The sequence below is a fragment of the Synechococcus sp. R3-13 genome, from assembly GCF_047462195.1.
Taxonomy (GTDB): Bacteria; Cyanobacteriota; Cyanobacteriia; order Thermostichales; family Thermostichaceae; genus Thermostichus.
Map to the genome: position 1 here is coordinate 1 of NZ_JANSIO010000044.1, position 11876 is coordinate 11876.

The 11876-nt window shown below is 58.2% G+C and carries 9 protein-coding genes and 2 pseudogenes; 10 read left to right on the forward strand and 1 reads right to left on the reverse strand.

Translation table 11 applies throughout. The features are described from left to right. A pseudogene (locus NW856_RS01455) lies at nt 1-274 on the reverse strand (anthranilate phosphoribosyltransferase); the annotation flags it as partial. Between the two features lie 183 nt (nt 275-457). Here NW856_RS01455 and trmFO point away from each other — a divergent pair. The 10 genes and pseudogenes from trmFO to NW856_RS01505 all read left to right on the forward strand — a co-directional run. Next, nucleotides 458-1837 carry an FADH(2)-oxidizing methylenetetrahydrofolate--tRNA-(uracil(54)-C(5))-methyltransferase TrmFO gene (trmFO, locus tag NW856_RS01460; protein ID WP_414398730.1) on the forward strand — a complete coding sequence of 460 codons (1380 nt, stop codon included), beginning with the start codon at nt 458-460 and terminating at the stop codon, nt 1835-1837. Between the two features lie 110 nt (nt 1838-1947). Next, nucleotides 1948-3159, forward strand: a complete 1212-nt coding sequence (locus NW856_RS01465) for an acetate kinase (RefSeq protein ID WP_414398731.1) — start codon at nt 1948-1950, stop codon at nt 3157-3159. A gap of 118 nt (nt 3160-3277) precedes the next feature. Next, complete coding sequence (locus NW856_RS01470; protein ID WP_414398733.1) at nt 3278-3742, forward strand: hypothetical protein; 465 nt, start codon at nt 3278-3280, stop codon at nt 3740-3742. Between the two features lie 529 nt (nt 3743-4271). Then, nucleotides 4272-4814 carry an FHA domain-containing protein gene (locus tag NW856_RS01475; protein WP_414398734.1) on the forward strand — a complete coding sequence of 181 codons (543 nt, stop codon included), beginning with the start codon at nt 4272-4274 and terminating at the stop codon, nt 4812-4814. Between the two features lie 156 nt (nt 4815-4970). Beyond that, entirely contained in the window at nt 4971-6992 is a 2022-nt protein-coding gene (locus NW856_RS01480) for an FHA domain-containing protein (protein WP_414351294.1), read from the forward strand. Nucleotides 6993-7238: 246 nt separating this feature from the next. Continuing rightward, nucleotides 7239-7691, forward strand: a complete 453-nt coding sequence (locus NW856_RS01485) for a hypothetical protein (RefSeq protein WP_414344702.1) — start codon at nt 7239-7241, stop codon at nt 7689-7691. Nucleotides 7692-7796: 105 nt separating this feature from the next. After that, complete coding sequence (gene ispE, locus NW856_RS01490) at nt 7797-8732, forward strand: 4-(cytidine 5'-diphospho)-2-C-methyl-D-erythritol kinase (protein ID WP_414398735.1); 936 nt, start codon at nt 7797-7799, stop codon at nt 8730-8732. 292 nt (nt 8733-9024) lie between these two features. Continuing rightward, a complete protein-coding gene (locus NW856_RS01495) occupies nt 9025-10059 on the forward strand; it encodes an RNA-guided endonuclease InsQ/TnpB family protein (RefSeq protein WP_414351290.1) in 1035 nt (344 codons plus the stop codon). Nucleotides 10060-10185: 126 nt separating this feature from the next. Further along, the gene (accC, locus tag NW856_RS01500) at nt 10186-11541 is read left to right on the forward strand and encodes an acetyl-CoA carboxylase biotin carboxylase subunit (protein WP_414332260.1); all 1356 of its coding nucleotides are present in this window, start codon (nt 10186-10188) and stop codon (nt 11539-11541) included. 94 nt (nt 11542-11635) lie between these two features. Further along, a pseudogene (locus tag NW856_RS01505) lies at nt 11636-11876 on the forward strand (integrase); the annotation flags it as partial.

The window sequence follows — 11876 nt, forward strand, 5'->3', positions numbered from 1 at the left end:
CCCCATCGCCGCCGGTGCCACAGGTATCCACCAGGAGAGGCAAGTCCAGCGGGGATCCCAGCGAAGCCCGCTGTAGCACTCGTGCCATGCCGGCCAGTTCACCAGCGCTCACACCCTTGGCTTGCAGGGCCGCCAGAATCGCCCCCGACACCACATCTGGCACTTGGTTCTGGAGCCAACCGTTCATCAACTGTTCAGCTTGGGCTTCGCTGAGAGATTGCCGAGCCAGCAACTGCCCCAAAAGCTGTGGCCAAAGGTCAGCCGTTTCCGTCATGGGTCGGGATCCTGGGTGTCAGCGGGTACTTATAGTAGCGTATCTAGTAGCGTATCCCGCCTCTGGGTCACTTGCCTCGTGCAGGTCGGGCCATGCTGATGGTTGGTATAGTGGGTTTGACCTGAGCCGTTTCCGGCCCTAGCAGGGTGCGCTCCATTCTTCTCTTCCCTCCCGGAGGTTGTGATGAATCCTCCAACTAACCCAAGGGCTTGCAGCCCGCTTGCACGAGCGGGAGCCTTTGCCCCCATCCATGTTGTGGGCGGGGGGTTGGCGGGGACAGAAGCTGCTTGGCAAATTGCCCAGGCAGGGTTGCCTGTCATCCTTTCGGAGATGCGCCCCGTGCGTCAGAGCCCGGCCCATCACACCGATCAGTTGGGGGAGCTGGTGTGCAGCAACTCCTTTGGGGCTGCAGCCAGCGATCGGGCGGCAGGGCTACTCAAGGAAGAACTGCGACAACTGGGATCCCTGGTGATCGCGACGGCGGATTGCCATGCAGTGCCGGCAGGAGGGGCATTGGCAGTGGATCGGGCCCGCTTCAGCCAGGCTCTCACGGAAGCCATTCAAAACCATCCCCGCATCACCCTGCGTCGGGAGGAGGTGACGGAGATCCCGGAGGGCATTGCCGTCCTCTGTACCGGCCCTCTGACCAGCGATCCCCTGGCCAAAGCGCTGCAAGCTTTTACGGGCCTGGAGTACCTGAGCTTTTTTGATGCGTCTAGCCCCATTGTTACCGGGGATTCGTTGAACCGAGCGGTGGTGTTTCAGGCTTCCCGCTACGACAAGGGGGAAGCAGCCTATCTCAACTGCCCCATGACGGAAGCGGAGTACGAACGGTTTTGGCGGGCGCTAGTGGAGGCGGAGCAGGCGCCCCTCAAGGATTTTGAACGAGAGGAGCGCAAGTTTTTCGAGGGCTGCTTGCCGATTGAAGAAATGGCGCGCCGTGGCAAAGACACCCTCTGTTTCGGCCCCTTGAAGCCGGTGGGGCTGGTGGATCCGCGCACGGGATCCCGTCCTTACGCGGTGGTGCAGTTGCGGCAAGAGGACAAAGCAGGGCAGCTGTGGAACTTGGTGGGCTTTCAAACCAACTTGAAATGGGGAGAACAGCAGCGGGTCTTTCGCCTCATCCCCGGCCTGGAACAGGCGGAGTTTGTCCGCTTTGGGGTGATGCACCGCAATACATTTTTGAATTCGCCCCAGCTTCTGTGGCCGACCTTGCAATTTCGTCGCCGACCCACGCTGTTTGCCGCCGGCCAGTTGGTGGGCACCGAGGGCTATGCCTGCGCGGTGGCAGGGGGATGGTTGGCCGGACAGAACGCCGCCCGCCTGGCTCTGGGGTTGCCCTTGATCACGCTGCCCCCCGAGACGATGATGGGATCCCTGTTTCAGTTCATCAGCAGCGCCGATCCCAGGCATTTTCAGCCGATGCCGGCCAATTTTGGGCTGCTGCCGGATTTGGAGGGGCGCCAGCTTCGCAACAAGCAGGAGCGCTATGGCCGTTACCGGGATCGCGCTTTGGCTGCTCTGAGGGCGACTGGGTTGGTGCGCCAAGTGCAAACTGCCTAGGGGAGGCCCAGGCTGGAGCGTGTTACCAACGGTTGCAGTCCGAAGTCAAAGTCGAGATTGAGCGTTAGCTTGAAGTCGATAAGCCTTGCGAAGGCCGACGAAGACACGCTGTGAATATTCTGGTCGTCAATGCCGGTTCCAGCAGCCTCAAATCCTCCCTATTTCTGGCGGTTGAGGGAAGGGTGGAGGCCACGCCCATCTGGCAAGCCCAGGTGGATTTCACCTACAAGCCGGGGGAGGCCCTCATCCAGACCCGTCGGCGAGGCGGTGGGTGGGAACCTTTTCCCTCCGTTTCACCTGAGAGGGGGATCGGCCAATTGGCCCCGCTGTTTCAAAGCCTCTGGCAAGGGGAGGGATCCCTGCTCTCCCAGGCGGCTGAGATCGGCGGCGTTGGCCATCGGGTGGTGCATGGGGGATCCCTGTACCGGCAGCCTACCTTAATTACGCCAGAGGTGGAGAGGGCGATTGAGCAATTGATCCCCTTGGCCCCAGCCCACAACCCTGCTGCGCTGGCTGGCATCCGTCTGCTAAGGCAACTGTTGCCGGGGATCCCTCAGGTGGCCGTTTTCGACACCGCCTTCCACCAGCAAATGCCTCTGGCCGCAGCCCTTTACCCCCTTCCCTACGCTTGGGCTGAACAAGGGATCCGCCGCTACGGGTTTCATGGCATCAACCACGAGCATTGCGCCCGTCGCGCTGCCGAGATCTTGAACCGACCCCTGGAGGAGTTGCGGCTGATCACTTGTCACCTGGGCAACGGCTGTTCGTTGGCGGCCATTCGCGGGGGCAGAAGCGTGGATAACACCATGGGCTATACCCCTCTGGAGGGCTTGATGATGGGATCCCGGTCGGGGTCAGTGGATCCGGGCATTTTGATCCATCAGTTGCGCCAGGGCATGAGTGTGGATGAACTGGATCGGATCTTGAACCGAGAATCGGGGTTGAAGGGCGTTTCCGGCCTGAGCAGCGATATGCGGGTTGTGTTGGAGGCAATGGAGGCAGGCCATGCCCGGGCGGAGCTGGCTTTCGATCTGTTTGTCCACCGTCTGCGCAGCCAGATTGGGGCAATGCTCATGAGCTTAGATCGGCTGGATGCGCTGGTGTTTTCTGGGGGGATTGGGGAAAACTCAGCACCGGTGCGGGCGGCAGCCTGTGCAGACCTAGGTTTTTTAGGGATCCAGATCGACCCGGTTTTGAATGCCGGATCCCCCCGCAACTGCGATATCAGCACCTGCGATGCTCCGGTGCGGGTTCTGGTGATCTCAGCCCAAGAGGACTGGTCCATTGCCACAGCCTGCCAAAGCCTTTTGCAAGGGGAATAGACGAAGGATTCCAGGCTGCTTCTCGCCAGGTTCTCTCCTTTCCGCCCGCTGGCTTGGTGGAGACAAACTCTAGACAATAAGCTCAAAAAAAGAAGACCTTTTGGAGTGGAGGAAAACCATGCAGCGAAGGCATGAACGGATCCCATTGCTGGTGCTGCTGAGCAGTGTTCTGGTGGGGTGTGGGGGCACGACCGGCAGCAGCGATCTTCTGCCCCTGCCGCCTCCCATACCTGCTCCATCCCTCACCATTACTGATCTCTCTCCGCGCACCGTCTTGGTGGGGCAAACTCCAACCTTTGTGGTGTCTTTCCGGGTAGAGGCCCCTGCCGGGATCCGGGGTTCCAACGCCTTTTTGGCTTCCGTCACCACCCCACTGGGCAATTTCGTAACCCTGGGAGCTTTTGATGCTGCTCAGTTGCCCGGCTGCTTCGTTGGGGCGACCACCTGCACCGTTACAGGGCTGACCCTGACCCAGGATCGCTTTACCCTCACTCAAACGGGATCCCATCAGCTCACCATCAGTGTGTTCGATCGGCAGGAGCGGCTGGGCAGCGGCAGTTTCCCATTTACCGGAGTGCTTTGAAAACGGTTTGGATAAAGACACAGAGGATACTAGTCTTGCAGGATCCCCAGAAACTCAAAACTCACTCTAGGCCCTATCTCTCAGGTGGATTTCTGAGGCTTCCGGCCAAGGGATCAGGCCACCTCGGTCAAACTTGAACGGCCTCGCCGTTCCTGAGGAGATCGAGTTTTGTTGCTTCAAATCGGATGGGGATAAAGTCGAGTATGTAGTCACTCTAAACATCATGGTCTAAACATCATGAATGAAACCTTTCCGTCTGGCTCCCCTCTCCCTCTGGAAGAGGAGCTGAGGGTGGTCGCGGCAGCGGCGCGGAGCGTTTGGGCACGGTCTCCAGCAGGAATGTAACTCGGAGATCCCAACTCAGGTGATCCGGATCAGCGCAAGCCTTTGGTCAGGGGAGTAGGTTATAGTTATCCAAAAAGATAACAATTTTGACGAAAAAGACATCTTCTGCTTTCCCCAAGCTGACCTTTCGATATGCTGAAGCCGATCTAGGGAATGGAGGCGCTGAACTGTGGAGAATGGGATCGTGTGTCAACTCACTTTAGAATGGACCGAAGCCGACCGGCGCCGATCGCAAACGGTTTCGCCTGTTCCCTCCAAGCTGGTTACCATTGGACGGGATCCCAGCTGTGATGTGGTGCTCAATGACCCAACTCGCTCGGTCTCAGGAGTTCACGCCGGGCTTTATTTTGATCCCAAAACCTTAAACTTTCACATTCGCAACTTAACTCGGGATCGTTTGCCTCCTAAGCAGCCCAACCCCGTCTGGGTGAATGGCCGAAAAATGATTCAGGAGGAGCCTGCGCTTGAGGCCAATAGCCAAATTCAGTTGGGGCACATTGTGCTGAGGGTGAAGTCTATAGAAGTGGCCAGGAAGGATCAGGGGGATCTCCTCAGCCGCGGCACTTTGGACGCCCTCAAGGTTAAGTGCAGCCGCCTGGAAAACCCTCACTACCTACCCCCGGAATATCAGGGCCAGAATTGTCCCTACTGTGGGCATTTGGTTTTGAGCGCTACCTTGGTGATCCCTCCTCCAGAAGCTGGCAAAGCCCCGCAATCTCCTGCCTAGGGCAACGATTCTTCCCACGGATCCCGGCGGCCAATCCAAGTCCATAAGGGATTGAAGAAAGGGATCCCGGGCAAACCAAAAGTGACCTGTGAGGTCGCGTTGTTCTGGGTTTTCTCAATGGCTCCATCATGATTTTTATAAAGGTGAGCAGAAGCTATGCAAATTCAACTGAGCTGGGAAGATCCCATCACCGAAGAACAGCAGGAGCTGATTTTTCCATTGCCTCTTGCCTTGGGCAGGGAGCTGGCCCAATTGCCACAGGAATGGCAAGGTCGAGAAGTGGCGCGGGCTGTGTTTGCCAGCCAGGAGATCTCCCGTTATCACGCCCTCGTCTATCTCGGTGAGGATGGCCAGGTCATCTATGAAGATCGCAGTGCCAACGGCAGCCGCATCAATGGGGAAAAAATCCGTCAGGCACGCCGGGTGCTCCAGGGGGGAGAAGTGGTGGAGCTTGGCCCCTACAGCATCACCGTGGGTTTGGTGTCCCCCAGGGATCCCAATGCCACCCTTCTGACCGCCACCCCTACTCTTTTGCTGGAGCCGCGCACCGAACTGATTCGCCCGGCCACCCAACCCGACACCGCATTTGAGGTTCCCCCGGCTTCCACGGTGGTTTTTGCCCCAGAGCAGCTTCCTGAAGTGCGGGCTGGCTCGGATTTTCCCCCGCCGGATTTGTTTCGAGCCGAGCAAATTGCCCTGAGCGCCCTCAAAGCCACCGGACTACCTGTGGAAGAGACCCTCTATTTGGCCTTGGGCGGCGGTATCGGCAGCTTTGTCTGGGTGGATACCCTGCGCATCTACGGGGTCAGACCGGAGCACATCCGCGTCATCAGCATTGCCCGCAAACCCTACGAACGGTATGAACGGCTTTTGACCAACTGCCAGATCCCCCGCTGGAAGCGAATTCGCTCTGGCTCCGATTCTTGTCCAGACAACATTTGGGGCTGGCCTGGCTATGCTCTGCGGGATGCTTGGCGTTCCTTTTTCTCCGGCCGATTGTTGGAAGCATTCGGCTTTTTGTGGCAGGTATTTAGTGAGCCCTTGTTGGCAGATACCTATACGCCGCGGGCGGGGGATGTATTTGCCTCAATGGATCGGGAGGCAGCCCGAATTGGTTGGGAGCAAATGTTGTGTTACGGCCATATTCGCGCCATTCGCAAAACGGAGGATGGGCGATATGTGGTGGCCTATTCGGCAACGCGGCCCGGCCATACGGATCACCGTTTTATGGTGGCCAAGTATCTCCATTTGGCAACTGGATATCCGGCCATCAAGTTGCTCAACGACCTGCAGGAGTTTCGCGAAAAAACAGGAGATTTGAGATCGGTGGTACACGGCTATGAGCCTCATGATCACGTTTATGAGCAGTTGGAGAAACAAGGTGGCACCGTCCTAATTCGGGGATTTGGGATCGTCGCCTCTCAGGTGATGGAACGCCTTTACGAAGCCCGCAAAGTCAACCCCCGCATCTCGGTGGTGCATCTGAGCCGTGCGCCCAAAAGCGGTAATCGCTTCGGACGAGCCAAACGGGCAGTGGATAACCATTGGGAGTTTCAGCCCTTCAACTGGCCCAAGGGCACTTGGGGAGGAGTTCTGCGTGCCAAATTGGAAGCGGCGACCCCCCTGGAACGGCGCGAACTGCTGGAAGCTTGGGGCGGCACCACGACAGCAAGTCGGCGGAAATGGCGGCGGATCGTGCGGCAAGGGTTGCGAGAGGGCTGGTACTCGATTGTGTTCGGCAAGGTGGAGTCGGTGGTTCCCGGCGACAAGGGTAAGCCGGTAACCTACATTCGAGGTACCCACAACAACACGCAATTAAAGGTGGAGGCCGATTTCGTTATCGACTGTACGGGTTTGGTTTCGGATCCCATGACCAATCCTCTCCTCAACGATCTAATTACCCACTACAACCTGCCCCTCAATCCTCACGGGCGCTTGCATGTCTCCAACGACTTTGAGCTGGTGGAGATGCGCAACCGGGATGGGCGAATGTACGCTGCCGGGATCATCACCTTGGGCGGGCCCTATGCGCCGGTGGATACGTTTTTGGGTTTACAGTACTGTGCCCATCGCTCGGTGGAACACCTGGCTCGACTGCGGGCACCGGGGGTCAAAGGCTTAGAAGGGATCCGATCCCTGTGGCAATGGTGCAAGTGGGCCCTAAACATCAGCCCCTAGCTTGCCGACATTGGGCAACGCTCCTGGATTTTGCCGGATGTTTATGGTTATCAACGCTATTGTTGGCGACACATCATGGCTATTCCCCATCCCGTTGAACCTGGTGAAAGGGGTGTTGCGTTGATCCCCAACTCTTCTATACCAAAGGGGGAAGGGTTGGGGGTGAGGGCCAGAAGGTTCCCTCAAACAGACTGGGAGCGACACGGATCCTGATGATCTCGATAGGCAAAACTGCTGGAGGAAAAGATGACTCCGACCCTGATTGGCCGCTGGCAAACTCGCATTTTCTTATTGGCCACCGTTGGTGTTTTGGCAAGTTTACCCTTTTATTTTGGGATCACTGGACATGGCGGCAGCCTCACCTATTTTTGGGTGCTGTTCTACGTAGGTCTGTTTGGCTGTGTTTGGGATGTCGTTTATAACTATCTGATGGGGTGGATGTGGGATCACGATTGGCCTGGGATCCTTCAGCTTTTGGCCGGCATTTGGGAAGGGCTTTTTTTGGGTACAGTCCTGAGGGTGGTGGGTCTGCCTCATATCCCAAGACAACGGTTTGATTTGGGAGATTTTATTCTCCACTACAGTGTGGTCTGGGTTTGCCTTTACCTCAGCGCTTGGGTGGTGATGCGCATTTTGTTTCCCCGCTGGCGCTTTCGCGGTGGAGAGTGGCTGGGGCCATGGCCTCGCTCCGGCAGCTAGAGAGGGGATCCACTGCCGCTAGAATCAGGCTGGGAGATCTCCCCGGATAAGTCTGTACAGGCTGAGGGGAGTTGAAAAGTTGTTGCTGACCCAGATTTTCACCCCATGCAAGCCTGTACCCTGATTGCCCGCGCCAAGATCAACCTCTACCTGGAAATCCTCGGATCCCGTCCTGACGGGTATTCAGAGGTGGCGATGGTGTTGCAGAGCATTCATTTGGCGGATCGACTGCAGTTGAAGAGCCGTCCTCACGGGATCCACCTCACCTGCGATCGTCCAGAAGTGCCTGCAGATGCCCGCAACCTTGCCTATCAAGCCGCTGAGCTGCTGCAAAAAGAGTGTCACTCTGCCGCTGGCGTGGAGATTCACATCGAAAAGCACATTCCGGTGGCAGCAGGTTTGGCGGGGGGCTCGGCTGATGCGGCGGCGGTTTTGGTGGGGTTAAACCAACTGTGGGGGCTGGGCCTGACGGTGGGAGAGTTGCAGAGTTTGGCAGCCCGCTTGGGATCCGACATTCCCTTCTGTGTCCAGGGCGGAACGCAACTGGCCACCGGGCGCGGGGAAGTTTTGGAGCCGCTGGCCGATTGGGAAGGGATCCCTGTGCTGCTGGCCAAGCCCAAGCACCTGGGGGTTTCGACTGCCTGGGCCTATCAAGCCTTTCGTTCTCGTCAGGGGAGCTTGGGAGGGGATGCCCTACCCAAACCCACACTGCCCACCTTGCCGCAGGCGTTGGCGGCTCTCAGCCGTCAGGATCCGCCGGCGTTAGCCAGGAGTTTGCGCAATGACTTGGAACAGGTGGTTTTGCCGGAGTACGCGATTGTAGGGGAACTGCGCCAAGCTCTTCTCTCGGCGGGGGCCTTGGGATCCCTGATGTCGGGGTCGGGGCCAACGGTCTTCGGAATCATGCCCAGCCTGGAGCTGGCCGCCCAAGTGCGCAACACCCTGCGTCACCAGTTTCAGGATGTAGAGTTTTGGGTGACGCAGTTTGCCCCCACTGGGATTCTGCTGCAGCCGGATCCCTGTAGCCTCAGTCCTACCTAGGTTGTCGACTGGATGGGCTGAATGTGGGATCCCCACCTGACCTTCTCTATCCTCCCCTCCAGTTGACCAAAAAAACTGGGTTACAAGCCCCGCCCTTCTAGGGCGGCTTTTGTAAGATGCTATTAGACAGGAAAGGCAACTTTGCATGTACCTTGTCCGCAAGCTCAAGCTAGGCGTCTCAGAGCAACTGCAGCTGTTGAGCAGGGCAGCAGGCGAGCTGTACTCAAAAGTGCTCGTTCACTTTTGGCGGGTCGTCCGCAAGAAGGGATTGTGGTTAAAGCCTTCCACATTCATGCGTTGGTTTCCCAACGACCCTGAGAATACACTTCATGCCCACAGTGCAGACGCAGTAGTGCAAAGCTTCTTTGCCTCTCTCAAGTCCTGGCGGGAACGCCGCAAAACCGACCCCAACGCCCGTCCACCTCGACGCCGTCGGTACTTCTACAAAGTCCAGTGGAAATCTTCAGCCATCCAAGTCGTCAATGGGAAGCTGCGATTGTCGAACGGGAAAGGCAAGGAGCCCCTGATTGTTAACTGGGCTTGGGATACGCCTGTTTGGGTAGAGATGGGCTGGGATGGCCAGCAGTATGAGCTGAGGGCTTGCTACAAGGTGGGGGATACGCCGCCGGAAGAAGAGGGGGAAGAGAGCAACGTTGCCGCTGTGGATTTGGGTGAGATTCACCCCGCAGTCGCTCATGAGGGGGGACAAACCTACATCGCCAATGGCAGGCTGCTGCGCTCCAAAAGGCGCTACCAGAACAAGCTGCAGGGCAAGCTAGCTCGACTCCTGGCGCGCAAAAAGCGGGGCTCTCGGCGGTGGAAGCGGCTAGTTCGCTCTCAACGTTTGCAGCTCAAGAAGCTGCGCAATCAAATTCGGGATATTCTGCACAAGCAGACAACCCGATTGGTCTCCACGCTCCACAAGCGAGGCGTGCAGACAGTTGTGATTGGCGACCTTCGGGATATCCGGATGTCTGCCAACTACAACAAAAAGGCGAATCAGAAGATCCACCAGATGTTGCATGGTCAAGTCCGGCATCTCATCACCTACAAAGCTGAGCGGTTGGGGATGAGAGTGGTACTGCAAGATGAGCGGTACAGCTCTCAGGAGTGTCCTGTTTGTGGACAGAGAAACAAGCCCAAAGGTCGTGTGTACAGGTGTGGGTGTGGGTTTGAGTTCCATCGGGACGGGGTGGGGGCAATTAACATCCGCAGGAAGTATCTGGGCTCCGGCCCAGTAGTTGGGGCCATGGCATCCCCCATAGGGTTGAGGTTTCAGCCTCATGCCCTGTGTAGCTCAGTCGGTAGGAGCAATTCTGCTGGCTGAGAAAGCATCCCCGTCCTTTAAGACGGGGAGTATGTCAAATAGTAGGATGAGCACCTAAACTTAACCTTGCGTTCACAGACTGCTGGCTTTAGCGGTCAAGTTATCTCTCTGCTCTGAACCTCCCTCATGCCGCCCATCACCAAGATCCTGATCGCCAACCGGGGTGAGATTGCCCTGCGCATCATCCGCACCTGTCAGGAAATGGGGATCCGAACTGTGGCCGTTTACTCCACTGCGGATCAGAACTCCCTGCACGTCCAACTGGCGGACGAGGCTGTTTGCGTAGGAGATGCCCCGGTGGCCAAAAGCTACCTCAACATTCCCAACATCATCTCGGCAGCCCTCACCCGCGGGGCCACTGCCATTCATCCGGGCTATGGGTTCTTGGCGGAGAATGCCAAATTTGCCGAGATGTGTGCCGACCACAACTTGATCTTCATCGGCCCCTCGCCAGAGGCGATGCGCAAGATGGGCGACAAGGCCACGGCCCGCGAGACCATGCAAGCGGTGGGGGTGCCGACGGTGCCGGGCAGCCGCGGGTTGATCACCTCTGAGGAGGAGGCAGTGAAGCTGGCGGAGAAAATCGGCTACCCCGTGATTATCAAAGCCACCGCCGGTGGCGGGGGGCGGGGTATGCGGGTGGCGCGGGATGCCCAGGAGCTGCTGAAGATGCTGCGCACCGCTCAGGGGGAAGCCCAAGCAGCCTTTGGCAACGGCGGGGTTTACTTGGAGAAGTTCATCGAGCGCCCCCGTCATGTGGAGTTTCAAATCTTGGCGGATAGTCAGGGCAATGTGGTGCATCTGTACGAGCGGGATTGCTCCATTCAACGGCGGCATCAAAAGCTGTTGGAAGAGGCCCCCAGCCCGGCTTTGACTGCAAGCTTGCGCGCCCGCATGGGAGCAGCGGCGGTGAAAGCGGCCAAGGTGGTGAATTATGTGGGGGTGGGCACGGTGGAGTTTTTGCTGGATAAAAACGGCCAGTTTTACTTCATCGAGATGAACACCCGCATCCAGGTGGAGCATCCGGTTACTGAGATGGTGACCGGGCTGGATCTGATTGCCGAGCAGATTCGCATTGCCCAAGGTCAACCCCTCACCTTTCGCCAGAAGGATGTGGAGTTGCGGGGCCATGCTATCGAATGCCGCATCAACGCCGAGGATCCCAAGCAGCAGTTTCGGCCTTGCGCTGGCACGATCAGTGCCTATTTGCCCCCTGGGGGGCCGGGGGTGCGCATGGATTCCCACATCTACACCGACTACACCATTCCCCCCTACTACGATTCGCTGTTGGGCAAGCTGATCGTCTGGGGGCCTAACCGGGCAGCAGCCATCCGCCGCATGCAGCGGGCTTTGGGGGAATGCGCCATCACTGGGGTGCCCACCACGATCCCTTTCCACCAGCAGATCCTGCGCCACGAGGCTTTTTTGCGGGGCGAGGTGTACACGGATTTCATCACCCAACACCTGCTGCCCGGCCAGTAGCCATCGACTCTCAGGTCGGGATCCCTCTCTGGACAGCAGCTGGCCACAAGTTGAGGATAAAGTTAAGGGCTAGCAGAGGGATGGAGGTGGCAGGATGAGGGAGCCTCGATCGGGCTGGGCTCAGGAGACCCATCCCCAGAGTCAGCCGACTGGCCCTGTTCCCAGCCTCAGCCATCTGGCGGCGCAATTTTTGCAGGAGCGGCAGCGGGATCTGGCCCCTGCCAGCCGCCGTACCTACCGCATTGCTCTGGAGCAGTTTGCCAAAACTTGCCCCGTGCCGCTGCCCCAGGTGCAGCCTGCCCACGTCCAGTCCTTTTTGAACAGCTTGAAGGGCC